Source organism: [Clostridium] saccharolyticum WM1, from assembly GCF_000144625.1.
In the GTDB taxonomy this organism is placed as follows: Bacteria; Bacillota; Clostridia; order Lachnospirales; family Lachnospiraceae; genus Lacrimispora; species Lacrimispora saccharolytica.
Genome location: NC_014376.1, coordinates 2,005,123 through 2,031,573 on the forward strand (window position 1 = coordinate 2,005,123; position 26,451 = coordinate 2,031,573).

Annotated in this window: 18 protein-coding genes and 4 tRNA genes; 17 read left to right on the plus strand and 5 right to left on the minus strand. The window is 44.2% G+C overall.

Translation table 11 applies throughout. The features are described 5' to 3' along the window. The first annotated feature begins 1 nt into the window (after position 1). From CLOSA_RS09400 to pta, 6 genes are all read left to right on the plus strand, one after another. Positions 2–4,552 (plus strand): PolC-type DNA polymerase III, encoded by a 4,551-nt coding sequence (locus CLOSA_RS09400; RefSeq protein ID WP_013272533.1) that lies wholly within the window; start codon positions 2–4, stop codon positions 4,550–4,552. 155 nt (positions 4,553–4,707) lie between these two features. Continuing rightward, a tRNA-Pro gene (locus CLOSA_RS09405) sits at positions 4,708–4,781 on the plus strand. A gap of 25 nt (positions 4,782–4,806) precedes the next feature. After that, positions 4,807–4,878: transfer RNA gene (locus tag CLOSA_RS09410), tRNA-Glu, on the plus strand. A 140-nt stretch (positions 4,879–5,018) separates the two neighbouring features. Beyond that, positions 5,019–5,564 carry a flavodoxin domain-containing protein gene (locus CLOSA_RS09415; RefSeq protein WP_013272534.1) on the plus strand — a complete coding sequence of 182 codons (546 nt, stop codon included), beginning with the start codon at positions 5,019–5,021 and terminating at the stop codon, positions 5,562–5,564. A 16-nt stretch (positions 5,565–5,580) separates the two neighbouring features. Then, positions 5,581–6,462, plus strand: coding sequence for a GGDEF domain-containing protein (locus tag CLOSA_RS09420; protein WP_013272535.1), 882 nt, complete (start codon positions 5,581–5,583; stop codon positions 6,460–6,462). 167 nt (positions 6,463–6,629) lie between these two features. Beyond that, positions 6,630–7,601: a phosphate acetyltransferase gene (gene pta, locus CLOSA_RS09425; protein WP_013272536.1), complete on the plus strand. Its 972-nt coding sequence runs from the start codon at positions 6,630–6,632 to the stop codon at positions 7,599–7,601. Positions 7,602–7,778: 177 nt separating this feature from the next. On the opposite strand, the gene CLOSA_RS09430 is transcribed toward pta, so the two are convergent. Further along, complete coding sequence (locus tag CLOSA_RS09430; RefSeq protein WP_013272537.1) at positions 7,779–8,345, minus strand: DUF4489 domain-containing protein; 567 nt, start codon at positions 8,343–8,345, stop codon at positions 7,779–7,781. A gap of 268 nt (positions 8,346–8,613) precedes the next feature. Between CLOSA_RS09430 and CLOSA_RS09435 the strand changes: the two genes are divergently transcribed. Beyond that, positions 8,614–9,873, plus strand: coding sequence for a cytochrome P450 (locus tag CLOSA_RS09435; protein ID WP_041709076.1), 1,260 nt, complete (start codon positions 8,614–8,616; stop codon positions 9,871–9,873). A gap of 135 nt (positions 9,874–10,008) precedes the next feature. Here the strand turns inward: CLOSA_RS09435 and CLOSA_RS09440 are convergent. Further along, positions 10,009–10,081, minus strand: a tRNA-Thr gene (locus CLOSA_RS09440). A 255-nt stretch (positions 10,082–10,336) separates the two neighbouring features. Between CLOSA_RS09440 and CLOSA_RS09445 the strand changes: the two genes are divergently transcribed. Both CLOSA_RS09445 and CLOSA_RS09450 read left to right on the plus strand, forming a co-directional pair. Further along, a complete protein-coding gene (locus CLOSA_RS09445) occupies positions 10,337–12,379 on the plus strand; it encodes a bifunctional diguanylate cyclase/phosphodiesterase (RefSeq protein WP_049791652.1) in 2,043 nt (680 codons plus the stop codon). Between the two features lie 6 nt (positions 12,380–12,385). After that, a complete protein-coding gene (locus tag CLOSA_RS09450) occupies positions 12,386–12,670 on the plus strand; it encodes an acylphosphatase (RefSeq protein ID WP_013272539.1) in 285 nt (94 codons plus the stop codon). Positions 12,671–12,739: 69 nt separating this feature from the next. Here the strand turns inward: CLOSA_RS09450 and CLOSA_RS09455 are convergent, their stop codons facing one another. Together CLOSA_RS09455 and CLOSA_RS09460 are read right to left on the minus strand one after the other, a co-directional pair. Then, a complete protein-coding gene (locus tag CLOSA_RS09455; RefSeq protein WP_013272540.1) occupies positions 12,740–13,309 on the minus strand; it encodes a DUF6143 family protein in 570 nt (189 codons plus the stop codon). Between the two features lie 178 nt (positions 13,310–13,487). Next, positions 13,488–13,558, minus strand: a tRNA-Gly gene (locus tag CLOSA_RS09460). 156 nt (positions 13,559–13,714) lie between these two features. Between CLOSA_RS09460 and CLOSA_RS09465 the strand changes: the two genes are divergently transcribed. From CLOSA_RS09465 to CLOSA_RS09500, 8 genes are all read left to right on the plus strand, one after another. After that, positions 13,715–15,634, plus strand: coding sequence for a DNA gyrase/topoisomerase IV subunit B (locus CLOSA_RS09465; RefSeq protein WP_013272541.1), 1,920 nt, complete (start codon positions 13,715–13,717; stop codon positions 15,632–15,634). Positions 15,635–15,796: 162 nt separating this feature from the next. Next, complete coding sequence (locus tag CLOSA_RS09470) at positions 15,797–18,031, plus strand: DNA gyrase/topoisomerase IV subunit A (RefSeq protein WP_041709077.1); 2,235 nt, start codon at positions 15,797–15,799, stop codon at positions 18,029–18,031. 160 nt (positions 18,032–18,191) lie between these two features. Continuing rightward, positions 18,192–19,280, plus strand: a complete 1,089-nt coding sequence (asd, locus tag CLOSA_RS09475; RefSeq protein ID WP_013272543.1) for an aspartate-semialdehyde dehydrogenase — start codon at positions 18,192–18,194, stop codon at positions 19,278–19,280. A gap of 67 nt (positions 19,281–19,347) precedes the next feature. Beyond that, a complete protein-coding gene (locus CLOSA_RS09480; RefSeq protein ID WP_013272544.1) occupies positions 19,348–20,406 on the plus strand; it encodes an aldose epimerase family protein in 1,059 nt (352 codons plus the stop codon). A 77-nt stretch (positions 20,407–20,483) separates the two neighbouring features. Further along, complete coding sequence (locus tag CLOSA_RS09485; RefSeq protein ID WP_013272545.1) at positions 20,484–21,374, plus strand: DMT family transporter; 891 nt, start codon at positions 20,484–20,486, stop codon at positions 21,372–21,374. A 77-nt stretch (positions 21,375–21,451) separates the two neighbouring features. Next, a complete protein-coding gene (locus tag CLOSA_RS09490; RefSeq protein ID WP_013272546.1) occupies positions 21,452–23,578 on the plus strand; it encodes a DNA topoisomerase in 2,127 nt (708 codons plus the stop codon). A gap of 11 nt (positions 23,579–23,589) precedes the next feature. Next, positions 23,590–24,273, plus strand: coding sequence for an LbetaH domain-containing protein (locus CLOSA_RS09495; RefSeq protein ID WP_013272547.1), 684 nt, complete (start codon positions 23,590–23,592; stop codon positions 24,271–24,273). An 11-nt stretch (positions 24,274–24,284) separates the two neighbouring features. Next, the gene (locus tag CLOSA_RS09500; RefSeq protein WP_013272548.1) at positions 24,285–25,613 is read left to right on the plus strand and encodes a sodium-dependent transporter; all 1,329 of its coding nucleotides are present in this window, start codon (positions 24,285–24,287) and stop codon (positions 25,611–25,613) included. Positions 25,614–25,724: 111 nt separating this feature from the next. Here CLOSA_RS09500 and upp read toward each other — a convergent pair whose 3' ends face one another. Further along, positions 25,725–26,354 carry a uracil phosphoribosyltransferase gene (upp, locus tag CLOSA_RS09505; protein ID WP_041709079.1) on the minus strand — a complete coding sequence of 210 codons (630 nt, stop codon included), beginning with the start codon at positions 26,352–26,354 and terminating at the stop codon, positions 25,725–25,727. Positions 26,355–26,451: the final 97 nt, after the last annotated feature.

Here is a 26,451-nt window from a genome sequence, read left to right on the forward strand (position 1 = left end):
AATGGCAAAGAAATTTTTGGAGGTTTTTCCAAGCTTACATATCACAGATGAATTACGGGAGCTTTTAAATCTGGTGGAAGTGGAGAAGGTCACTTTAGGCAGGGATAGAAGCTCTATTCGTATTTATCTGATGAGTCCAAGACTTATACATAAACAAAATATTTATGGCCTGGAAAAGGGGATCAAGGATCAGCTTTTTCCTTCCAAGCGGCTTACCATTAAGATTATTGAGCGGTTTTGCCTGTCTGGCCAGTACACCCCCCAGAAGCTTTTAAAGGCCTATCGGGAAAGCCTGTTAACGGAGCTTAAAAATTACAGCATTATAGAATATAACATGTTCCGCAAAGCGGAATTTAAGTTTCCGGAGCCGGACCTTCTTCGGCTGACAGTAGAAGATACGATTGTTACCCATGAAAAAGCCGGCGACTTAAAACGGATTCTGGAAAAGATTTTTCATGAACGCTGCGGTATGCCGGTGGAGATCCAGTACGATTATATAGTCCCCAAAGAAAATGAACTGGCAAAGCAGAAAGAGCTTCAGATGCAGCGGGAGGTGGAGGAGATCGTAAGCAGGACCTCTCTGGCGTTCAGAAAGGGAGGAGACCAGGAGGAGTATAACTCAGGAAATGCGGGAGGAAGTGCCGGGGCTTCCATGATGGAGGCTTCTTCCGCAGAATTCCTGGCTTCAGGGGATATGGCCTCTGCAGCCACCGGCCAGTCTCCTGTACCTTCGCTGCGTATGGGCGGAAAGAAGGAATCTCCTAAGTCCGGAGACTTCGATGCCGGGAAAAAGGAGTGGAAGGATTTTAAAAAGGGCGGCAGTTTTTACGGACGACGCTCAGATAATCCTGACGTACTTTACGGCCGTGATTTTGATGGGGAAATCATAGAAATAGAAAAAATTGACGGAGAAATCGGCGAAGTGGTCATTCGAGGCAAGATTTTAACCGTAGACAGCAGAGAACTGAGAAGCCAGAAGACCATCATGATCTTTGATGTGACGGATTTTACGGATACGATCACAGTGAAGATGTTTGCCAGAGAAGAACAGCTGGAGGATTTAAAGGCTGCAGTGGTGCAGGGCAGTTTTATTCGCCTGAAGGGAGTTACAACCATTGATAAATTTGATGGGGAGCTGACTCTCGGTTCCGTGGTGGGAATCAAGAAATCAGAGGATTTTACCGGAAAGCGGATGGACAACAGCCTTGAAAAACGGGTGGAGCTTCACTGCCATACGAAAATGAGCGATATGGATGGCGTTTCTGAGGTCAAGGACATTGTGAAACGGGCAAAACGGTGGGGTATGCCTGCCATTGCCATCACAGACCATGGATGTGTCCAGGCATTCCCTGATGCCAATCATGCCCTGGATAAAGGAGATGACTTTAAGCTGATTTACGGCGTAGAGGGGTATCTGGTGGATGATTTAAAGCAGCTTGTAGATAATTCCAAAAATCAGAGCTTATCAGATTCCTATGTGGTTTTTGATATTGAGACAACGGGCTTTAGCTCTTCCAGGAACCGGATCATTGAAATCGGTGCGGTAAAGGTGGAAAATGGTACGATTGCAGATAAATTCAGTACCTTTGTTAACCCGGATGTACCAATTCCCTTTGAAATTGAGAAGCTTACAGGAATCAATGATAACATGGTTCTTCCTTATCCTAAAATCAATGAGATCCTGCCCAGGTTTCTGGAATTCTGCGGGAATTCTGTGCTGGTAGCCCATAATGCAGCCTTTGACGTAAGCTTTATCGCTTATAATGCAGCGAGGCTTAACCTGGCTTTTGAGCCTACCGTCATCGATACGGTGGCTCTTGCAAGACTTCTCCTTCCCAATCTTAACCGGTATAAACTGGATACAGTTGCAAAGGCGCTGGTCGTATCCCTTGAAAACCATCACAGGGCAGTGGATGATGCAGGCTGTACAGCTGAAATATTCGTGGCATTTGTGAAAATGCTCCGGGAACGGGGGGTGGAGACTCTTGATGAGCTTAACGGGCTAAGCACCATGTCTGCGGATATGATCAAAAAGCTTCCCACCCATCATGTCATCATACTGGCTGCCAATGATGTGGGAAGAGTGAACCTTTATCGTCTGATTTCATATTCTCATATTGATTTTTATGCAAGAAGGCCAAGGATCCCCAAAAGCGTGCTGAACCAGAACCGGGAAGGCCTGATCGTAGGCTCTGCCTGTGAGGCAGGTGAGATATATCAGGCTCTTCTTCGGGGCGTTTCCGATGCAGAGTTGGCAAAGCTGGTAAATTTTTATGACTATCTGGAAATACAGCCTTTGGGAAACAATGGGTTCATGCTCAGAGATGAGAAAAGTTCTGTAAAGTCAGAGCAGGATTTAATTGAGATCAATCAAAGGATCGTGACCCTTGGGGAGCAGTTTGGGAAGCCTGTCTGCGCAACCTGTGATGTTCATTTTCTGGATCCGGAGGATGAGGTTTACCGAAGGATCATTATGGCAGGCCAGGGTTTTAAGGATTCTGATGACCAGGCACCTTTGTATTTAAGGACTACAGAGGAAATGCTGAAGGAATTCCAATACCTGGGACCGAATAAGGCGGAAGAGGTGGTAATAAAGAATACAAGGAAAATTGCCGACATGTGCGAAAAGATCTCTCCTGTACGCCCGGATAAGTGCGCGCCAGTGATTGAAAATTCTGATGAAGATTTAAGAAAGATCTGTTATGACAGGGCCTATGCAATCTATGGAGAAAACCTTCCGTCCATTGTTATAGAGCGGTTGGAAAGAGAACTTCATTCCATTATATCCAATGGGTTCGCGGTCATGTATATCATCGCCCAGAAGCTGGTTTGGAAATCCAATGAGGATGGATATCTGGTAGGCTCAAGAGGTTCTGTCGGATCTTCCTTTGTGGCTTATCTGTCAGGGATTACGGAGGTAAATTCCTTAAGCCCTCATTACTATTGTGCTTCCTGCCATTATTATGATTTTGATTCGGATGAGGTAAAACAGTTTTCCGGTATGGCAGGCTGCGATATGCCGGATAAAGTTTGCCCGGTGTGCGGGCTCCCCCTGGCAAAGGACGGATTTGATATTCCCTTTGAGACCTTCCTGGGCTTTAAGGGGGACAAGGAGCCGGATATTGACTTGAATTTCTCCGGAGAATACCAGAGTAAGGCCCATGATTATACGGAGGTCATCTTCGGCAAGGGTCAGACCTTTCGGGCAGGTACCATTGGTACCCTGGCTGATAAAACGGCTTTCGGTTATGTGAAAAATTATTATGAAGAACATGGGGTCAGAAAACGAAATTGTGAAATCAGCAGAATTGTACAGGGCTGTGTTGGTGTCAGGAGGACAACAGGGCAGCATCCTGGCGGAATCATTGTGCTTCCCCATGGGGAGGAAATTTACTCCTTTACCCCGGTTCAGCGGCCTGCCAACGATATGACCACCATGACAGTAACCACTCATTTTGATTACCATTCCATTGATCACAACTTATTAAAGCTTGATATTCTGGGACACGACGATCCTACCATGATCCGTATGCTTCAGGACTTAATCGGCTTTGATCCGGTAAAGGATATTCCCCTGGACAGCAAGGAAGTAATGTCTCTGTTCCAGAACACTTCGGCTTTGGGAATTACGCCAGAGGATATCGGCGGATGTAAGCTTGGAGCTTTGGGTGTTCCGGAGTTTGGTACAGACTTTGCCATGCAGATGCTGATCGACACCCAGCCGAAGTATTTCTCCGATCTGGTGCGCATTGCAGGTCTTGCCCATGGTACGGATGTGTGGCTGGGGAATGCCCAGACCCTGATCCAGGAAGGGAAGGCTACCATTCAGACGGCAATCTGTACCCGAGATGATATTATGATTTATTTAATATCAATGGGTATCGAAGAAGGACTTTCCTTTTCCATTATGGAGAGCGTACGAAAAGGAAAAGGGTTGAAGACAGAGTGGGAAGAGGAGATGACTGCCCACGGAGTTCCGGACTGGTATATATGGTCCTGTAAAAAGATTAAGTACATGTTTCCGAAAGCCCATGCGGCTGCCTATGTAATGATGGCATGGAGAATCGCTTATTGTAAGGTGTTTTATCCACTGGCTTATTATGCCTCTTTTTTCAGCATCCGGGCCAACGGCTTCAGCTACGAGCTGATGTGCCAGGGACGGGATAAGCTGGAACACTACCTGGCTGATTATAAAAAGCGGATGGACACTCTTTCAAAAAAGGAGCAGGATACTCTGAGGGATATGAGGATCGTTCAGGAAATGTACGCCAGAGGGTATGATTTTATGCCCATTGACATTTACCGTGCAAAGGCTAGGCATTTCCAGATCATTGACGGCAAGCTGATGCCATCCTTAAGCAGCATTGACGGACTGGGAGAAAAGGCGGCGGATGCCATTGTAGATGCTGGAAAGGATGGAGCCTTCCTGTCCAGGGAGGATTTCAGAAACAGGACAAAGGTCAGCAAAACTGTTTGCGATTTAATGGGAGATTTGGAACTCCTTTTTGACCTTCCGGAATCCAACCAGTTGTCTCTGTTTGACCTGGGCTGACGAGGAAATAATGAAGGTCTCTGATGCCCGGGGCTTTTCCGGACAGGTTGCTTACTGAATTTTATGGTAATTTTTCTAGAATTTTAAAATAATATAAAAATTTTGAAAATAAGGTTGACATACGCTGGGATTTGTATTATACTACCTAACGTAATCGAGGCGTGGCTCAGTTTGGTAGAGCGCTGCGTTCGGGACGCAGAGGTCGCAAGTTCGAATCTTGTCGCCTCGATTCTGTACCAAATGTATTTTGTAATGGCCTATTGGTCAAGCGGTCAAGACGCCGCCCTCTCACGGCGGAAACCCGAGTTCGATTCTCGGATAGGTCATAATAAAAACCTTCAGGCGCAACCTGAGGGTTTTTTTATTAAGCAGAGCAATTTCGAACGCTGCCAAGCTTGATGGATGGTATAATCAAGTTTGGAATACTTAGGTTTATCATAAAGATAGAAGGAAGGAGGAGCCTGTTTTGAACAAAATTGTTGTTGTATTTCAATCAAAATATGGTGCCACCAGAAAATATGCGGAATGGATCGCTAAGGAATTATCCTGTGATCTGCTTGATGGGAGAACTATAAAAGCAGGAGATCTCACACCGTACAATACGATCATCTTCGGCGGCGGCATATATGCCGGGAGTGTCAATGGGATCAAGAGATTGACAAAGAACTTTTCCAGTCTAACCGGCAGGAATCTGGTGCTTTTTACTTGTGGTTTGGCTGACCCTTCCAATGCCTCCAGCAGGGAACAAATTGAAAAGAGCCTGGAGAAGCTGCTTTCTTCTGATATGAGGAAAAAGGTCAGACGATTCTATTTTCGCGGAGCCATGGATTATTCCAAACTCTGCCTGATGCACCGTGGGATGATGACTATGGTTTGTAAGGTGCTGGCGAAAAAGGCCCCAAATTCCTTGGCAGATGAAGAGAAAGAGATGCTTGCCAATTATGGAAAGGCCGTTGATTTTACTAATAGGGAAGCAATATTGCCACTGATCAATGATATACGGGGTTTCTAAGTAATACGGGGTAAATATGGATCATATTTCGCTTGATGAGATTAAGGATAAATTGGATTTTTTTAATAAGATGTATGATGTTGTACGTCTGGTGGACCCGCTTCATAAAAAAGTACTGGAGTACCGGCAGTCCTCTTTGGCGGAAGCACTGGATACATGCTATCAGTATTGGGGAAACAACAGGATTTGCGACAACTGCGTTTCTGTAAGAGCTTATCACGATAACAAAAGCTTTGTTAAAATGGAAAAAAGCGGGGAAGATGTCTTTCTTGTAACGTCAATTCCTATTGAAAATGCCGCCAGTCCTGCAGTACTGGAACTGTTTAAAAATGCCACGGACACGATGTATATCGGGTCTGGTGATTATAATGAAGGAGAGATTGTTTCCCGCTTTATGAAGGAACTTAATGATGCGGTTGTAAGGGATCCTCTCACCTCCCTTTATAACCGGCGTTTTGTGGAAGAGCGTCTTCCTGTGGATATCATTGATGCTACTTTAAAGAATATGCCTTTATCGGTATGTTTTATTGATCTTGATAATTTTAAATCCATAAATGACTTTTACGGACATGAGACCGGAGATTTGGCCATTCGGACGGCAGGAGAAATTATTTTCAAAAATGTTACTCCTGAGGGCTTGTGGGCGGCCAGGTACGGGGGAGATGAGTTTCTTCTTTGCCTGAAGGGATCCAATGAAGAGCATGGACGCGCAATCGCAGAGCGAATACAAGCGGATATAGAGAAAATGCCGGTGAGCAAGGCAATGGTAAACATCCCTCTCTCCATTTCTTATGGAATAGAAACCATGAGTCGCACTCCCATAACGGCTGAGGAGCTTATCCGCAGGGCAGATGAAAAAATGTATAAGGCAAAAAAAGAAAAGAATCCGGGTATTTAAAGGGGAAGATGAAGAACAGATAGAAAGGCGGCCTGAGGGCTGCTTTTTTTACGGGGAAGGGTACAAAGCGAAAATATTCTATAAATATCGAAATGTGGTTGATTTATTCATGCCTAAGGAATTATACTAATAAATAATAAAAAATGTTTCTAAAACGGAGGTAAAACATGTTCAGACAAATGATTGCTGCACTGAAAGGGCAGAATAGAAAAATCGTATTTACAGAAGGCACTGATCCGAGAATCCTGGAAGCGGCAAGCCGCCTTTATCATGACGGGGTCCTTACCCCCATTCTTCTGGGGAATCCTGATGAAATTGATGCGGCTTCCAAAGAAAGCGGCTGGCCGGTGGAAGGAATTGAGAAAGTAGATCCCTTAAACTATGGGGAAATGGAAGAAATGACAGCTAAAATGGTAGAGCTGAGAAAAGGAAAAATGGATGAAGCGGCTTGCCGCGAAGCTCTTTTAAAATCCAATTATTTTGGCACCATGCTGGTCAAAATGGGAAAAGCAGATTGCCTTCTGGGGGGTGCCACCTATTCCACCGCTGATACAGTAAGGCCGGCTTTGCAGCTGATAAAAACAAAACCTGGCAGCAAGATTGTATCCAGTTGTTTTATCCTTTATCGTGAAGCAGAGAGCGGCAATGAAATGTATGCTATGGGAGATTGTGCCATTAATCTTAATCCGGATGAAAACGAGTTGGTAGAAATCGTATTGGAAACGGCCAGGACAGCCAGGACCTTTTCCATTGAGCCGAAAGTTGCACTTTTGTCCTATAGCTCATTGGGGTCCGGAAAAGGAGAATCAGTTGATAAGGTACACAATGCAGCCGCAAAATTGAAAGCTATGGATCTTGACTTCCTGGTAGACGGGGAACTTCAATTTGACGCTGCGTTTTCTCCGGTAGTGGCTAAGACAAAAGCTCCCGAATCCCTGGTAGCCGGACAAGCCAATACCTTTATTTTTCCCAACATTGATGCGGGCAACATTGGTTACAAAATTGCACAGCGCTTAGGAGGCTTTGAGGCCTTCGGTCCAATTTTACAGGGACTAAATGCTCCTATTAATGATCTTTCAAGAGGATGCAATGCAGAAGAGGTCTATAAGATGTCCATTATTACGGCATCCCTGATATAAGTTTCACAAATTATCGGTGCTTTTTGCCATTCTAAGATATCCGGAACATTCGCCTTTAGGAATATAAGGCTTTCATAATAAATAAAAGGCGAGTATCCAAACCGGTGTATGGACTCGCCTGTTTTTTAAATTCGGAATTGTCTTCTAAGCCCATGGAACAAAGGTAATTAAACCGACTTAGTATTTACATGAATCATCTACAATAATGGCCGCAAGAGAAGAATTGCTAATAATAGTTAAAGCAGTAATAGAAACGCCTTCTATCGTGACTGCTGCACTATAGATGCAGCAGTCATCACAGATTATGTCGCAGTCACATACAGAGAATGCGAAGGGATTACTAAGGGTACTACCTTCCGTAACCTCAGCAAAGAACGTCCAAACTGGCCCTACAGGAACAGGCGCCAATTGATTTCCGCATTGTTTAAAAATCTGGAAATTAAGAGTGAGTGATTCGGCGGCAGTAAAAATGTTACTTGCATATTCTAATTGAATGCATGGTTGGTTCATACCCTTTGTATCTGCATTTACAGTAGCTAATGTAAATGTAACTCCGGCAGGAGTATCCACAGGAAGTGTGAAAGATCCTGACGACATACCGCATTTTAAGTGTGTTCTATTAAATTTTAAAGGCTTTAGGATCCTTCCAGATTTACTAACGCATTTATGCTTACTGCATTTATGACTGCACTCATACACAGTTTCTCTGTCTTCGTATCCATCGCTGTATTCATCAGCATTCATAAAAAAATCCTCCTTATCCTGATTTTGCATATTACAAAGAAGTTGTCTAATCATTATAGTCTATTATATTCGAGAACTAATTCTTCGTGATTTTAGCACGGATCCATTTCATGTGATGCAAAATCAGACATTTTTTGCCATATTTGCACTCATATCAAAGAATCAGCATATAAGGTCCATTGATTTGTGCATAAAGATTTATAATACAGAGATAATTAACTTTAAAAAGTTTTCAATAATATAAATGGAAACAGAAAGAAGAAAAGGAATGGAAGTAAAAGAGAGGATTATGCATGATAAAGGTATAGATAATACCCTTAAATTATTGGAAGAAGGATATCTCTTTATCAAAAATAGGATGGATCTTTATAATTGTAATATATTTGAAACCCATATAATGGGTGAAAAAGCAATTTGCATAACAGGAGAAGAGGCTTGCAAAATTTTTTATGATGAAGAGTTATTTCAACGAAAAGGTGCTATGCCAAAAAGAGTACAAAAGACCCTGTTTGGAGTTAATGCAATTCAGGGAATGGATGATAAAGCGCATATTCAGAGAAAACTATTTTTTATGTCGTTAATGACAGAGGTTCATCAAAAGGAACTTGCAGAGCTTTTTGATAAAGAAATGGAGGCTTCTGCTTATAAATGGATGAATATGAATGAAATTGTACTTTTTCATGAAGCCAAGAATATAATATGCAAAGTCGCATGTTTTTGGACCGGAGTTCCATTGCCGGAATCCGATGTAGAAAAAAGGGCAGATGATTTTTGCTCAATGGTTGATGGAATAGGCGGAATCGGACCCAGATACTGGAAAGGAAAGGCGGCGCGAAATAGGACAGAGGAGTGGATAAGAGGAATCATAGAGGATGTAAGACAAGGGAAGCTGATAGTAAAAGATGATTCGGTACTTAATTTGATGGCTATTCACAGGGAGCCCGATGGGAATCAGATGGAGCTGCCAATGGCCGCAAAAGAGTTAATTAACGTAATAAGACCAATTGTCGCTATTTCAACATATATTACTTTTACCGCCTTGGCAATATATGAACATCCTGAGTGCTATGAGGAACTTATGCGTGGTGATAATAATTATTTTGAAATGTTTGTGCAGGAAGTCCGCAGGTACTATCCGTTTACCCCTTTTTTAGGAGCAAGAGTACACAAAGACTTTGTTTGGAATCAGTATGAGTTTAAAAAAGGAGAACTTGTATTACTTGATGTTTATGGGATGAATCATGATCCTAACATATGGAGCAATCCTGATGAATTTCGACCGGAGCGTTTTAAGGAACAAAAAGACAGGAAATTTAGTTTTATCCCTCAGGGAGGGGGTGATCCTGGAAAGGGGCACCGCTGTCCAGGTGAAGGTATTACTATTGAAATCATGAAAGCAAGTTTAAACTTTCTTGTTAACAAAATTGATTTTGAAATTCCAGAACAAGACGCAAGCTACAGTCTTTCAAGAATTCCCACTTTGCCCAAAAGCGGTCTTATTATGAAGAATATTCGAAAGAAATATTAAGTTCACATGATAGATAGTTTAGATAAAACTGGAAATATAGGCCTGGGATTATCCCGGGTCTATTCTTTCCTATGAGGCAGAATGGAAACATCTCTAAAAACAAGAAAAAACCCCGTATACACGAGGTTTTCCATAAGCTCCCGGGGGGACTCGAACCCCCGACCCACGCATTACGAATGCGTTGCGCTACCAACTGCGCTACGGAAGCAATCCGGTTTTTCAATAAAGATTCAGAACCTTTGATAGTATAACAGCAATGCAGTTAAAAATCAACCCTTTCATGAAAAAAAACTAAAATTACGTAATGATTGCCAAATCTTCCATAAAAAGTTATAATTAATGGAGAATCCAAGAGAGAAATCTAATTTCTGAGGAGTTTATTTTTTATGCAAAGGATGGAAGATATTAAAATAAAAAAGGAAAAAATGCTGGTTCCTGTGTTCCTTTGTTTGATATTTGTTGTATGTTGCTTTATATTTTTGTTCTATTTGATACAGAAAAACGGGCGGGAAGACGCAGCATTTTTTTCCGTGCTGCAAAACAAAACCAGGTCACGCTTAAGAATCGGATGGAGGGAGATTTACATACTCTTAAGGGACTGGCAGTAAGCCTTGGAGCCATGGATCCAGTTGGTAAGGAAGAGATAAATCGGATCATAACTGATATTAACGAAGAAAATAAGTTTATGAAAATCGGTTTCGCGGATAATGCTGATTGGATGGGATCAAACCCTGATGATGATTATTATTCGGTTCCTGTAAGGAACAGGGAAGATCAGCCGTTGGGCCTGCTTTATGCTACCAATCCCGATGACATATTGCGCAATATGATTGACGAGACTGTTCTGTCAGGAGTTTTAGTAACGGAAATCCTTGACCAGAATGGAATGGTGGTCGCTGGGAACGCCGGTACAAAGGATCAGGAAAAAGTCCGGGAAGTGATTTCCAAAGGAAGTCAGCTGCCGTTTCCCATGGATTCCCAGGGCAACCGGCAGCAAATGGCTGTATTGATTCCTTTGGAAATTAATAACTGGTATGTATTAAGCGTTTTTCCGCAATCCGGCAAAAGGGACAGGCATATAGAGACCGGAATAGGGGCGCTGATTTTGCTGTCCTCAGGGCTGTTTCTATACTTTTTCTGCCGGCAGTACAAGAGTATCAATGAAAACCAGGAAGCCCTTCTGGAACTGGCAAACAGGGACAGTCTGACCGGGTGCAGGAATTTTCCGGCTTTTAAAAAGGAAGCGGAGCGGGTGATCCGGGAAGAAAATATTTTATCTTACGCAGTGTGGTATTGTGATATAAAGAAATTTAAATTCATCAATGATATTTTGGGATATGAGGAAGGGGACAGGATCCTGTCATCCATTGCGGATCTGTTTCGGGATTATGGGGAAGAGGAGGCTTTATTCTGCAGGGTTTCCGCCGATAATTTTGCAGGTCTCCACAAATATGAAACCCGGGAGGAGATGCGCAGCTGGTTTCATAATCTGGTCGAGTTTTTTCAAAGCAGAGAACTGCCTTCCTATAAAACGATTACTATAGAACTGTGTATGGGTGTTTACTGCATGGAGGAAAATGACCGGGACCTGTCCATTGAACGGATCGTAAACCGGGCAAATATTGCACAGAAGCATGTAAAGAGTCAGCCTGGCAACCAGTTTGGTTTTTATAATAAAGAAATACGCAACAAGGTGGTTTACGAGTCTGAGCTGGAATCAGAAATCGACAGGGCAATCAGGAACCGGGAGTTTAAGCCGTTTATACAGCCCAAAATATCCATTCAGAAAGGAAACCGGATTGCAGGAGGTGAGGTCTTGGTAAGATGGGAGAATCCCCGTAAGGGCACCATACCGCCTGGACTGTTCATACCTCTAATGGAACGTGACGGGAAGATAGTAAAGCTCGACCGGTACATGTTTGAGGTGGCCTGCCAGTGGCTAAACAGCTATTTAAAGACCGGCAGGGAGCCCGTAAACCTGGCTGTCAATGTTTCAAAAATTGGAATGCTGCGGGATGATTTTGTGGATTTTTACGGAAGAGTGAAAGAAAAGTATCAGATACCTGACGGACTTTTGGAACTGGAGTTTACGGAAACTGTCATGCTGAATGATGATGCGGTTTTCAGCAGCCTTGTAAGCCGGCTGCATAAAAAGGGATTTGTCTGCTCTCTGGATGATTTCGGTTCAGGATATTCATCCCTGAATTTATTAAAAAATCTTCCTATTGACGTATTAAAACTGGATATTATGTTTTTCAGGAAAAGTACGGATATAAAAAGAGAGAGGATCGTTATATCCAACATCATAAACATGGCAAAGGAGCTTCAGATCAGAACCATCGCAGAAGGGGTTGAATATGTGGAAACCGTGGATTTTTTAACGTCTGCGGGCTGTGATGTAATTCAGGGTTATGTGTTTGCGAAGCCAATGCCGATTGAGGCCTTTGATGAAATGCTATTAAAGAAAAAAGGAGAAGCCCTGATACCGGAAGATATTAGGGTCTAGATAACAATGATGGAAAAATGGGAAAAGATCCGAACCCATATTTATGTCAGCGGACGGGTCCAGGGAGTTGGTTTTCGCTTCCGGACCCAGCAGCTGGCCAGAGGAATCGGTCTTACAGGCTGGGTCAAAAACTTGTATGACGGGCGGGTGGAAATGGAGCTGCAGGGGAGAGAGGAAGAAATAGACCGCCTGCTTAATCGTCTGGGACAGGACCGCTATATCATGATTGAAAGCTTTCAGTCAGCAAGGATTCCGACGGTAGAAGAAAACGGGTTTCAGATAAGGTATTGAACGGTAGAAAATGAAAGGCGGAAGGAAGGGGCTGGCTAAGCCCCCCCCTTCCTTTGATCGCCGGTCTTTTTATACGATACAGGTATCATAAATGCTTTCTTCCCACCAACCAAAGGCAATTCTGCCAGAGGCAGATGTGGTGGGAGCTTCCGGAGTGGATAAGAAGATCAATAAAGAACCTCCGGGTGGAAATATCAGTTTCCCATTTTCAGTTTCTACTAAGGTTGTTTCCGGTTGCGCTCTGCGAACAAACGCCTTTATTCCTCCGTAAGGCTCCCCTTCTACGTTTGAGGCGTACTGTAACTTTATTTTAGGCTTTGGTAAAGGGGTAATAGCAGTATTGGAAGGCGTTACGAAATGAGAATCCATCGGTGTGCCCGGAGGCGTTGCGTTAAACCAAAACTGGGCCCGATAAGGTGCCTCCGAAATATCTGTAACGGTCCATACATTTACATATAAGTTGACCCGGGAGCAGCAAGGATTGTATAACCTGGCCCATGCACTGGTATTGTTGCCAAAAGATAAGTTATCCGCATAGCCAATAAAATATTCCCCTTGAAGGGATTTGTAAAGTTCTATTGGAACATCCACATTTTTGGGTAATATGCACGTGTCATGACTGCATATATAATGATTCATATTACCATATCCTTTCTGAATGTCTGCCTGATTAACAGGTATAGGCACTGGAGCAGCCAATATATCTTATGCTGTAACTATTAGATCGTTTCTTTCACTGGCACAGCCAGCTCAAAAAAAAGAGGACGATCCAAATCATATTGGAAGTCCTCTTTTTCCTTATAAACAAAAGATTAAAAGCAGATAACGGGAATCGAACCCGCCTCCTCAGCTTGGGAAGCTGATGTTCTACCAATGAACTATATCTGCTTAATGTCATTTGACACGTTTTACATTATAGCATAGGGTACTGGGAAATTACAATACTTTTTAATAAAAAATAGGAAAAAAATTGCCAGCAACTTGCCAAAAATGGAAAAGGCATTGTATAATGGTACATGACAATACTAGATGTGGAGGAGTATCATGGCAAAAACACAGTATAATGCGGACAGTATTACCGTACTGGAAGGTCTTGAAGCAGTGCGGAAACGTCCGGGTATGTATATAGGCAGCGTCGGGACAAAGGGATTGAACCATTTGATTTATGAGATCGTGGACAATGCTGTGGATGAGCATCTGGCAGGTTACTGCGATCAGATATGGGTTACCCTGGAAGCAGACGGGTCCTGCACTGTCAAGGATGCAGGCCGGGGAATTCCGGTTGAAATGCACAGCAAAGGCGTATCGGCAGAGCGTGTGGTTTTGTCTACGCTTCATGCAGGCGGCAAATTTGATAATGATGCCTACAAAACCAGCGGCGGACTTCACGGAGTGGGTTCTTCTGTAGTGAATGCCCTGTCTGCCCACATGAAAATTAAAGTATATAAAAATGGTCTGATTCATTATGACGAGTATGAGCGGGGCATACCAACGGTAGAACTGGTGGATGGCCTGCTTCCTACGTTAGGAAAAACAAAAGAAACGGGTACAGAGATCAACTTCCTTCCGGATGGAGAGATCTTTGAAAAAACGCGTTTTAAAGCAGACTGGCTGAAAAGCCGCCTTCATGAAACTGCTTATTTAAATCCTTCTCTTAAAATCATCTATAGGAACAAACGGCAGGGAGAAGAGGAAACCGTTGTTTATCATGAGCCGGATGGGATCATTGCATATGTAAGAGAATTAAATGCCGGGAAGGAAGCAGTCCATGATCCTGTTTATTTCAAGGGAACCATGGACAAGGTGGAAATAGAGGTCGCCCTGCAGTTTGTGGACACCTTTGAAGAAAATATCCTGGGTTTCTGCAATAATATTTTTACCCAGGAGGGAGGAACCCACTTAGCAGGCTTTAAGACCCGCTTTACCCAGATGATCAACAGCTACGCAAGAGAATTGGGAATATTAAAAGAAAAGGATGCTAATTTTACCGGTGCAGATACGAGAAATGGTCTGACAGCCGTTGTGGCAGTGAAGCATCCGGACCCTATTTTTGAAGGCCAGACTAAGACAAAGCTGGCCAGCGCAGATGCCACGAAGGCAGTATTCACCGTAACCGGCGACGAGCTGCAGCGGTATTTTGACCGAAATTTAGAGGTTTTAAAAGCAGTGATCGGATGTGCGGAAAAGTCTGCAAAGATACGGAAGGCAGAGGAAAAAGCCAAGACCAACATGCTTTCCAAATCCAGATTCTCTTTTGACAGCAATGGAAAGCTGGCAAACTGTGAAAGCCGGGAAGCGGAAAAATGCGAGATCTTTATTGTAGAGGGAGATTCCGCGGGAGGTTCTGCGAAGACTGCCCGGAACCGGCAGTATCAGGCCATTCTTCCCATCCGCGGAAAGATATTAAATGTGGAAAAGGCTTCCATGGACAAGGTTCTGGCTAATGCGGAGATTAAGACCATGATCAACACCTTTGGCTGCGGATTTTCCGAAGGCTATGGCAATGATTTTGACATTTCAAAGCTGCGGTACCACAAAATCATCCTCATGACGGATGCGGATGTGGACGGAAGCCATATTGATACCCTTTTGCTCACCTTTTTATACCGGTTTATGCCGGAGCTGATTTATAACGGCCACGTGTTCATTGCCATGCCGCCGTTGTTTAAGGTCATTCCAAAGCGTGGAGAGGAGCAATATCTCTATGATGAAAAAGAGCTGGAACGCTACCGCAGGACCCATACCGGAGAGTTTACCTTACAACGTTATAAGGGTCTTGGAGAAATGGATGCCGAACAGCTTTGGGAAACGACCCTTGACCCGGAACGCCGGGTATTAAAGCAGGTGGAGATCGAGGACGCCCGCATGGCTTCAGAGATAACAGAAATGCTCATGGGCAGCGATGTGCTTCCCCGGCGGCAGTTTATCTATGAACATGCGGATGAAGCTGAAATTGACGCATAGGGAGAGAACCGACCGTTAGGCATACCGTTATGACCGGAAAGCGGGGCAGAAAAGAGGAACCCCTTCCAGGATATCTATATGTCCGGAAAGCAGGGACAGAAGAGAGGAACCCCCTTCAGGGATACCTGTATGTCTGAAAAGCAGGGACAGAAGAGAGGAAATATGTCAGAAAAGATTATAAAAACAGAGTATTCGGAGGAAATGCAGAAGAGCTATATGAACTATTCCATGAGCGTCATTACAGCCAGAGCAATCCCGGATGCAAGAGACGGATTAAAGCCGGTACAGCGGCGTGTATTATATGATATGAGCGAGCTTCGTTTAAACCATGATAAGCCTCACAGAAAATCGGCCCGTATCGTAGGTGATACCATGGGTAAGTACCATCCCCACGGCGACAGCTCCATTTATGAGACCCTGGTGGTCATGTCTCAGATATTTAAAAAGGGAATGCCCCTGGTAAACGGCCATGGAAACTTCGGGTCCATTGAAGGAGACGGGGCGGCGGCCATGCGTTATACCGAAGCCAGGCTGGAAAAATTTGCTGAGGAAGTTTATTTAAGGGACTTGGATAAAACGGTAGATTTTATCCCCAATTATGATGAAACGGAAAAGGAGCCTGAGGTTTTGCCAGTCCGGGTGCCCAATCTACTGATCAATGGGGCGGAGGGCATTGCCGTTGGAATGAGTACCAGCATCCCTTCCCATAACCTGGGTGAGGTCATTGACGCGGTTCAGGCTTATATTGACAACCCGGATATCTCCATCTGTAAGCTGATGGAATACTTGCCCGGACCTGATTTTCCGACAGGGGGCATCATAGCAAATAAAAGTGATCTGCCCTCTATCTATGAAACGGGCGCAGGAAAGATCAAGCTCCGTGGAAAGATCGAAGTGGAGCTGGGAAAGAGGAAGGCGGATAAGGACAAACTGGTGATCACCGAGATTCCTTACACCATGGTGGGATCCGGGATCAATAAATTTCTGGTGGATGTGGCCGATCTGGTGGAAAGCAAGAAATTGAGTGATGTGGTGGATATCTCAAATCAGTCCAACAAGGAAGGAATCCGGATCGTACTGGAACTTCGTAAGGATGCAGATGTGGAAAAGATCCGCAATATTCTTTATAAGAAGACGAAGCTGGAGGACACCTACGGCGTTAATATGCTGGCCATTGCGGATGGCAGGCCGGAAACCTTGAACTTAAAAGGGATCCTTAAAAATTATCTGGATTTCCAGTACAAAAATGCAACCAGAAAATATCAGACTCTTCTGGAAAAAGAGCTGGAGAAAAAGGAAATTAAGGAAGGCCTTATCAAAGCCTGCGATATCATTGATATGATTATTGCTGTTTTAAGAGGATCCAAAAACCTAAAGGACGCAAAGAACTGTCTCATGACCGGAGATATTTCAAACATCAATTTTAAGGTTAAGGGATTTGAAGAGGATGCAAAGACCCTGCACTTTACGGAGAAGCAGGCCACTGCCATTTTGGAAATGCGTCTTTACAAGCTGATCGGCCTGGAAATCCTTCAGTTGGAAAAGGAATATAAGGAGACGTTGGCTAAAATCGCAGAATATGAAAAAATTCTCTCCAACAGGAAATTCATGGACAAGGTGATCAAGGATGACTTAGACCAGATCAAAAAGGAGTATGCTACCCCGCGCAGGACCTTAATTGAGGATGGAAAGGAAGCCGTCTATGATGAAACAGCGATTCCCGTGTCTGAAGTGACCTTTGTCATGGACCGTTTCGGCTACTGCAAGATCCTGGATAAGGCTACCTATGACAGAAATAAAGAAACCATTGAAACAGAGAACCCATATGTGGTAAACTGTCTAAATACGGACAAGATCTGTATCTTTACCAATACAGGAAATTTACATCAGGTAAAGGCCCAGGACATTCCGGGCGGAAAGCTGCGGGATAAGGGAACCCCTATTGATAACTTAAGCAAGTTTGACGGAACACGGGAAGAAATTGTATATCTATGCCATGCAGAGGGACTGAAAGGGCGTAAATTCCTATTCGCCACAAAGCAGGCCCTTGTGAAGCTAGTGCCGGGAGAAGAATTTGAAACCAACAACAGGACCGTTGCCGCCACAAAGCTTCCGGATGATGATATGCTCCTTAGGGTCCAGCTGGTAAACGGGCAGACGGATGTGGTGCTGCAAACGTCGTCCGGCGTATTTTTACGTTTCCTCACAGAGGAAATCCCGGAGATGAAGAAGAATGCCAGAGGTGTAAGGGGCATTAAGCTGACTCAGGGGGAGGCGCTGGAGGCAGTGCATCTCATAGGCGAGGATCCGGTCATTTATTATAAGGAAAAAGAAGTTCACTTAAACCGGCTGAAGATAGGAAAACGTGATGGAAAAGGCAGTAAAGTGCGTCTTTAGTGCTTTACTGCAGCATACATTTTGTTAAAATGTATTTCTGGGGCGCACAAATGTATTTTTCCAGCGAATAAATGTTGATTTTTTTTTCACTTTGTTATAGGATAATTAGGAATTTAGCATATGTTAGGATTACAAAATGAAAAGAAATGAGGAGAAAGCGATGGAAAAGAAATTGCGAGTTGGCGTTTTAGGAGCAACCGGTATGGTGGGACAGAGATTTATATCCCTTCTGGAGAATCATCCCTGGTATGAGGTGGTGACTGTTGCGGCAAGCCCCCGTTCTGCCGGCAGGACTTATGAGGAAGCAGTGGGCGGCCGTTGGAAAATGACCACCCCAATGCCAGAGGCCGTGAAAAAACTATCTGTCATGAATGTGAATGAAGTGGAATCGGTTGCAGCCAGCGTTGATTTTGTTTTCAGCGCTGTTGATATGACTAAGGAAGAAATAAAGTCCATTGAGGAAGCTTATGCAAAAACCGGAACACCGGTAGTATCAAATAACAGCGCCCATCGTTGGACACCTGATGTACCTATGGTAGTTCCGGAGATCAATCCGGAGCATTTTGAAGTCATTGAAGACCAGAAAAAACGTCTGGGTACGGACCGGGGATTCATTGTGGTAAAGCCCAACTGTTCCATACAAAGTTATGCTCCTGTTTTGACGGCATGGAAGGAGTTTGAGCCATATGAAGTGGTGGCTACCACCTATCAGGCCATATCCGGAGCCGGAAAGACCTTTAAGGACTGGCCGGAGATGGTAGAAAACATCATTCCTTATATCGGCGGAGAAGAAGAAAAGAGTGAGCAGGAGCCTCTTCGCCTTTGGGGTAAGGTGGAAAACGGAGAGATTGTGAAAGCGAGTGAACCGGTCATTACCTGCCAGTGCATCCGGGTGCCGGTTTTAAATGGACATACGGCTGCAGTATTCGTAAAATTCCGTAAAAAGCCGACCAAGGAAGAATTGATTGACCGCATGGTGAATTTTAAGGGCCTTCCTCAGGAACTGGAGCTTCCAAGCGCGCCCAAGCAGTTCATTCAGTATCTGGAAGAAGATAACCGTCCTCAGGTGACCCTTGATGTGGACTTTGAAAAAGGAATGGGTATTTCCGTAGGACGTTTAAGAGAAGACTCTGTTTATGATTATAAATTTGTGGGACTGTCCCACAACACGGTCCGCGGAGCTGCAGGCGGTGCGGTTCTTTCGGCAGAGCTTTTAACCGCAAAGGGATATATTAAAGCCAAGGAATAATTGGATCATAAAGCTCTCTCCGTAAAGGGAGAGAGCTTTCAGTAAAAAGGTATATGGAGGTAGGAATATGGCATACAAGAAAGAGCTTTGGGGAAACATGCCCGATGGAAGAGAGGTGTATTTGTATACACTGGTAAACAGAAACGGAGTTTCCGCTTCATTTACCAATCTGGGTGCAGTTTGGGTTACCATGAATGTGCCTGACAGGAATGGAACGATGGTTGATGTTGTCCTGGGATTTGACCGTGCGGACCAGTATCTTATAAACCCGCCTCACTTTGGAGCTCCGGTAGGACGGAACGCCAATCGTATCGGTGATGCAAGGTTCCGCATTAATGGAAAAGAATACAAACTGGAAGCCAATAATGGACCGAATAATCTTCACAGCGGTCCGGATCTTTACCATACCCGTCTTTGGAACAGTGAGGCAGAGGAAACTGATTTGGGAACCAGTGTCAGCTTTTCACTCTTTTCTCCGGATGGAGATCAGGGCTTTCCTGGAAATGCAAATATTACCGTAACCTATACTCTTACCGCCGATGACAGTCTTGAAATTTCCTACCATATGATCTGTGATGCGGTTACCGTAGCAAATTTCACCAATCACAGCTATTTTAATCTTCATGGACAAGGCAGCACTAACGCCATGGACCAGCGGGTCTGGATCGACGGAGATGCCTATACAAGAACGGATAATGGTTCCATCCCAACCGGGGAATTGATTCCTGTTAAGGATACTCCCATGGATTTTACGGTGATGAAGCCGATTGAACAGGATATTAATGAAGACTATGAGGCGCTGGTTATCGGCAATGGCTATGACCATAACTGGGTTTTAAATCACCCGGACAAAGAAGTTTCCCTGAGTGCTGCTGCGGAATCAGATCAGACAGGCATCCGTATGGAAGTGTATACAGACCTTCCGGGAATGCAGTTTTATACCGCTAACTCCTTAACCAATGGAACAAAGGGAAAAGACGGTGCAATTTATGGAAATCGCTGCTGCTATTGCTTTGAGACCCAGTATTATCCTGATTCCGTGAACAAACCGGAATTCCAGTCTCCTGTATTAAAGGCCGGAGAGGAATATAAAACAACCACCATTTATAAGTTTTCCAATATCTAATAAAAGTGACAAAAGATAAACCAGGGACGCAGGATACTGCGCCCCTGCTCTTATGTGAAAGGACATCAGGTGTACAAATGAACAAACAGGCTGGTAAAGGAATCAAGGCATTGTCCGCCGTAGGGCTGGTTATAACAACGATCATATGGGGCAGTGCTTTTGTTGTGATGAAAAATTCTGTGGAGGTGATTACTCCCGCTTATTTGCTGGCGCTGCGCTTTACCATAGCCTCCGCAGCACTGGTAGCCGTATTTTGGAAACGGGTGAGAAAAATCTGTAAGACTGATGTAATGTGCGGCGGGCTTTTAGGTGTATTTTTGTTTGTCAGCTATTTTTTTCAGACCTATGGTCTTCAATACACCACTGCCAGCAAAAATGCTTTTATCACTACGTTGTATGTGATCCTGGTGCCCTTTCTCCATTGGTTCTATAATAAGAAAAGACCTTCCGGAAACAATGTGGCAGCGGCTGTGATTGCAGTGCTGGGACTTGGGCTTTTATCCCTGGAAGGAAATCTTTCTGTGAATATCGGGGATGTAATGACCTTGATATGCGGCTTTTTCTTTGCCTTTCATATTGTTTTCATTGACCGTTATACAGAAGACCACGATCCCATAGCCTTGACCGTGATCCAGATGGTGGTGGCGGCAATGCTGAGCTGGGCAATGGCACCTCTTCTGGAAGGCTTCTTTGATTTTAGGGTTATCGGTTCCTCTATGATGATAAGCCTTCTGTATCTTGGGATTTTCAGTACCATGCTCTGTTTTCTTTTACAGAATGTGGGGCAGAAGCATTTAAGCCCCAATACCTCCTCCATTATTTTATCCTTTGAATCGGTATTCGGTCTGGTGTTTTCCGTTATCTTTCTGGGGGAATCGGTGACCTTAAAGCTGGCGGCAGGATGTACGCTGATGTTTGCTTCCGTTATCCTGTCTGAATATAAAAGAAAGAGTTCTGCAAAATCATAGTTGTCAGAAATAATTGCTATTCATGAAATTTAATGTTATAATAGAAGGGTTACTATCAAAAGGCAGTAGGGAGAGACATGTCAAAATCGTTATACATTGCAGAAAAACCAAGTGTGGCCCAGGAATTTGCCAATGCTTTAAAGGCGAATGGAAGACGCAGGGATGGATACATGGAATCGGACCAGGTGATCATAACCTGGTGCGTGGGGCATCTGGTAACGATGAGCTATCCGGAAAGCTATGATCCCAAATATAAGCGGTGGAGTCTTTCCACCCTTCCCTTTCTACCAAGGGAGTTTAAATATGAGGTGATTCCTGGCGTTGAAAAGCAATTTAAGATTGTAAGCAGTCTGCTGAACCGTCCTGATGTGGATACCATTTATGTATGCACGGACTCCGGACGGGAGGGAGAATACATATACCGTCTGGTGGCGCAGATGGCAGGAGTCAAGGATAAGAAGCAGAAGCGTGTATGGATTGATTCTCAGACAGAGGATGAGATTTTAAGAGGCATCCGGGAGGCGAAGGACGAATCCGATTACGATAATTTATCGGCATCTGCCTATTTAAGAGCAAAAGAAGATTATCTCATGGGAATTAATTTTTCCCGATTGCTTACACTAAGATATGGACAGCACATTTCCAATTACTTAAAAAGCGGGAAGAACACGGTAATATCTGTGGGCCGCGTCATGACCTGTGTCATGGGGATGGTGGTGCGGAGAGAGCGGGAGATAAGGGAATTTGTGAAAACTCCGTTTTACCGTGTAATCGGAACTTTTTCTAAGGAGGATCCGTCCAACCCCGGATTATCCGGTTTGGATTTTGACGGGGAATGGAGAAGTGCTCCCGGTTCCAGATATTATGAATCTCCTTTTCTTTATAAGGAAAACGGTTTTAAGGAACGCCAATACGCAGAAGAGCTGATAAACGCACTGTCTCTTATGGACCCCATGGAAGGAACCGTTGTTTCCATAGAAAAGAAAAAGGAAACAAAAAATCCACCACTGCTTTACAATCTGGCGGAGCTTCAGAATGACTGTTCCAGGATGTTTAAGATCAGCCCTGATGAAACTTTAAAGCTGGTTCAGGAGCTTTATGAAAAAAAGCTGGTTACCTATCCAAGAACCGATGCCAGAGTTCTGTCCACGGCGGTTGCGAAGGAGATTTATAAGAATATTGGAGGGCTTAAGAGTTTTACGCCTTTGTCTGAAGCAGCGGCAGAGGTCATGGAAAAGGGCTCTTACCGGACCATTGAAAAAACCAGATATGTCAATGATAAACAGATTACGGATCACTATGCAATCATACCTACCGGGCAGGGTCTTGCTTCAATAAAAGGCTTATCTTCTTTGGGAATCAGGGTATATGAAGTAATAGCGAGAAGATTCCTCAGCATTTTTTATCCGCCGGCAGTCTATCAGAAATATGCCCTGGAGCTTGCGGCAGAATCTGTGTATCCCGGTTCAGAACCCACTCTACAGCATCAAATGACGAACAAAGAGCATTTTTATGCGAATTTCCGCGTTATGCTGGATGCTGGCTATTTAAAGGTTGCAGAGGTATCCTGGGGGAAGAAGAAGCAGGAGGAAGGGAACGGTGGAACACCTTCGGAAGAAACTGTGCAGGAAGAGAATAATCCGGAATCCTCCCAGAATCAAATGAATAATCCGTTATTTGTGGCTATGCTTGGAAGTTTAAAAAAAGGAATGAAGCTTTCTCTTAAGAAACTGGCCATTAAGGAAGGAGAAACCTCACCGCCCAAACGGTATACCTCCGGTTCCATGATCTTAGCCATGGAAAATGCCGGACAGCTTATCGAAGATGAAGAGCTCCGCGCCCAGATAAAGGGAAGCGGGATCGGGACCAGTGCTACCAGGGCTGAAATCTTAAAAAAGCTGTTTCATATTAAGTATCTGTCCTTAAACAGTAAGACCCAGGTAATCGTTCCCACTCTTTTAGGCGAAATGATTTTTGATGTGGTCAATGCCTCCATCAGACAGCTCCTTAATCCGGAATTGACGGCAAGCTGGGAAAAAGGGTTGAATTATGTGGCTGAGGGGACCATAACCCCGGGAGAATATATGGAGAAACTGGAAAATTTTGTTGCCGGCCGAACAGCGGGAGTTTTGAGGCTTAACAATCATTATGACCTTCACGGTGTATTTGACGCTGCGGCAGCTAATTATAAAAAACCAAAATAGGAGATTTAAAAATGAAAAAAGAAGATATGACAAACCAGGACTTATTTGATACCAATCATACCATAGCTAAATTGTTATTTGAACAGACCACCTATCCATGGGAGATCCTTCCAAAAATCAGTGAATTCATTGTTTCCCTTGGAGAGCGTCTTCCAAAAGATGAATTTGTTCATGTAGGAAAAGCAGTGTGGATCCACAAGTCCATTAACCTTCCGCCAACCGCCTGTATGGGGGAACATGTAATTATCTGCAAGGGAGCACAGATCCGCCATTGTGCATTTATCAGAGGCAATGCCATCATTGGAGAGGGAGCTGTCGTAGGAAATTCCTCTGAAATTAAAAATTCCATACTTTTTGACGGTGTACAGGTTCCTCATTATAATTACGTGGGAGATTCCATCTTAGGCTATAAGTCTCATATGGGTGCTTCGTCTTTGGCTTCTAATGTAAAATCTGATAAGTCTCTGGTTACAGTTCATGCAGAAGACGGGGATATTGAGACAGGGCTTAAGAAGTTCGGAGCAATCATAGGTGATTTCGCTGAGGTTGGATGCGGCGCAGTCTTAAATCCGGGAACCGTAATCGGACCGAAATCCAATATTTATCCCCTTTCCTGTGTCAGAGGATGTGTAGACGCTAATTCTATCTATAAGAACCAGGGAGAAATCGTAGAGAAAAAAATGGGTGAGGAATAAGGAACAGTACAATGGATAATCAACACACTGCGGTGAAAAACGGAACCTTTGGTTCACGGATCGGGTTTATTCTCGCCTCCGTCGGCTCAGCGGTAGGTATGGGAAATATTTGGATGTTTCCCTACCGTCTGGGTCAGTATGGAGGAGCCGCTTTTTTACTTGTTTATTTTGGATTTGTTTTTTTATTCGGCATGGTAGGGCTTTCCGGCGAGTTTGCCTTTGGAAGGCTGACTGGGACAGGCCCCATAGGTTCCTACGATTATGCCATGAAGACCAGGGGGAAAAAGGGAGGAGCATATTTCGGAGCAATTCCTCTGATCGGCTCTTTCGGCATTGCCATTGGTTACGCCATCATAGTAGGCTGGGTTCTTAAATATCTGTTGGGTTCTCTGTCCGGTGCCATGATGAGGACGGATACAAGGGAGTACTTTTCCAGCATAACGGGAAAGTTCGGCAGTGTACCCTGGCATTTCCTTGTGGTGGCCATTACTGTGGCTGTGCTGGCAGGCGGTGTTTTAAAGGGCATTGAAAAGGTCAATGCGATCATGATGCCCTCCTTTTTCATCTTGTTTGCCATCATCGCAGTGCGGGTCTTTTTCCTCCCGGGTGCTTTGGCAGGCTATGAATATCTTCTGGTTCCCAGATGGGAATACTTACTGAAACCGGAAACCTGGGTAATGGCTATGGGACAGGCATTTTTTTCCTTATCCATTACTGGCTCAGGGATGGTTATTTACGGAAGTTACTTAGATAAGAAGGAGGATATTCCCAAAGCCGCCATAACCACCTCATTATTGGATACGATTGCGGCACTTTTGGCCGGTTTTGCTATTATCCCGGCGGTTTTTGCTTTCCAGATGGACCCTGCAAGTGGTCCTCCTCTCATGTTCATCACAATTCCCAAGGTCTTCTCTATGATACCGGCGGGAAGATGGGTGGCAGTGCTGTTTTTTCTTTCCGTACTGTTTGCAGGGGTGACCTCTCTGGTGAATATGCTTGAGGTATGCTCGGAGGCTGTCCAGACTCATTTGCACCTGTCCCGGAAAAAGGCGATATTTTTGGTGGGTGCTGCAGTATTTATTCCCGGTCTTTTCATTGAATACGAGCCTTATATGGGATTCTTTATGGATCTGATTACCATATACGTAGTTCCTTTTGGAGCTGTATTGTGCTCCATCATGATTTATTGGGTTTTAAAGGATGGAAAGATCATGGAGGAATTAAACAAGGGCCGGGAGAAGCCTTTAGGGCCGGCTTACCTTTTTACTGCAAAATTTGTCTATGTTTTTCTGGCGGCCCTGGTGTTTGGGCTTAGCATTTTATACAAAGGAATCGGGTAAGAATCATTGGAAGCTGCCTCTCCCGAAGCAGGCAAATAAAAACGCGCTTTGACTCCGCATAACATGCCGGATCAACGCGCGTTTTTATTTACCATTCATTGGCACTGCTTGTTATTTAGTGCCGAAAATCCTATCCCCGGCATCTCCAAGACCAGGACAGATATAAGCATTTTCATTTAACTGGCGGTCAAGGTGTCCGATGTAGATCTGAATATCCGGATGTGACTCCTGAAGCCTCTTTAAGCCTTCCGGAGCTGCAATAATTGCCATGAACTTAATGTTTCTTCCGCCATGCTGCTTGATGAAATCCACCGCTGCCACAGCGGAACCTCCGGTTGCCAGCATGGGATCGGTCACAACAATGGTTCTCTGCTCAATGGGACTTGGAAGCTTGCAGTAGTATTCATGAGGCTCATGAGTAACTTCATCCCGGTACAGTCCAATATGACCAACCTTTGCAGAGGGAACCAAAGCCAGGATCCCATTAACCATGCCCAGTCCTGCACGAAGAATAGGAACGACAGCCATTTTTTTACCGGCAATCATTGGGGTCATGCAGGTCTCAATAGGAGTTTCCACCTCCACATCCTGTAAAGGAAGGTCCCTTAAGGCTTCAAATCCCATAAGCATGGCGATTTCCTCGATAAGGGCACGGAATTCGTTGGTTCCTGTCCTCTTGTCTCTTAAAATTGAGATCTTATGCTGAATGAGTGGGTGGGTAAAAATGGTTACATTGTCCATTGAAAAGTCCATAATAATATTAATCCTTTCTTTGATCTGATCCTGTATCAGGAACTTTCTGCAAGATAAGGTTCATGAGAACACCGATTATAAATGC

Bases quoted from the DNA above. Each gene is read 5' to 3' on its own strand.
- CLOSA_RS09465 (WP_013272541.1), top strand. From the start codon at position 13,715: ATGGCAAAAACACAGTATAATGCGGACAGTATTACCGTACTGGAAGGT.
- CLOSA_RS09400 (WP_013272533.1), top strand. From the start codon at position 2: ATGGCAAAGAAATTTTTGGAGGTTTTTCCAAGCTTACATATCACAGAT.
- CLOSA_RS09455 (WP_013272540.1), bottom strand. From the start codon at position 13,309: ATGAATCATTATATATGCAGTCATGACACGTGCATATTACCCAAAAAT.
- CLOSA_RS09435 (WP_041709076.1), top strand. From the start codon at position 8,614: ATGGAAGTAAAAGAGAGGATTATGCATGATAAAGGTATAGATAATACC.
- CLOSA_RS09470 (WP_041709077.1), top strand. From the start codon at position 15,797: ATGTCAGAAAAGATTATAAAAACAGAGTATTCGGAGGAAATGCAGAAG.
- CLOSA_RS09500 (WP_013272548.1), top strand. From the start codon at position 24,285: ATGGATAATCAACACACTGCGGTGAAAAACGGAACCTTTGGTTCACGG.
- CLOSA_RS09430 (WP_013272537.1), bottom strand. From the start codon at position 8,345: ATGAATGCTGATGAATACAGCGATGGATACGAAGACAGAGAAACTGTG.
- CLOSA_RS09420 (WP_013272535.1), top strand. From the start codon at position 5,581: ATGGATCATATTTCGCTTGATGAGATTAAGGATAAATTGGATTTTTTT.
- CLOSA_RS09450 (WP_013272539.1), top strand. From the start codon at position 12,386: ATGATGGAAAAATGGGAAAAGATCCGAACCCATATTTATGTCAGCGGA.
- CLOSA_RS09495 (WP_013272547.1), top strand. From the start codon at position 23,590: ATGAAAAAAGAAGATATGACAAACCAGGACTTATTTGATACCAATCAT.
- CLOSA_RS09480 (WP_013272544.1), top strand. From the start codon at position 19,348: ATGGCATACAAGAAAGAGCTTTGGGGAAACATGCCCGATGGAAGAGAG.
- upp (WP_041709079.1), bottom strand. From the start codon at position 26,354: ATGGACAATGTAACCATTTTTACCCACCCACTCATTCAGCATAAGATC.
- pta (WP_013272536.1), top strand. From the start codon at position 6,630: ATGTTCAGACAAATGATTGCTGCACTGAAAGGGCAGAATAGAAAAATC.
- asd (WP_013272543.1), top strand. From the start codon at position 18,192: ATGGAAAAGAAATTGCGAGTTGGCGTTTTAGGAGCAACCGGTATGGTG.
- CLOSA_RS09445 (WP_049791652.1), top strand. From the start codon at position 10,337: ATGTTGCTTTATATTTTTGTTCTATTTGATACAGAAAAACGGGCGGGA.
- CLOSA_RS09485 (WP_013272545.1), top strand. From the start codon at position 20,484: ATGAACAAACAGGCTGGTAAAGGAATCAAGGCATTGTCCGCCGTAGGG.
- CLOSA_RS09490 (WP_013272546.1), top strand. From the start codon at position 21,452: ATGTCAAAATCGTTATACATTGCAGAAAAACCAAGTGTGGCCCAGGAA.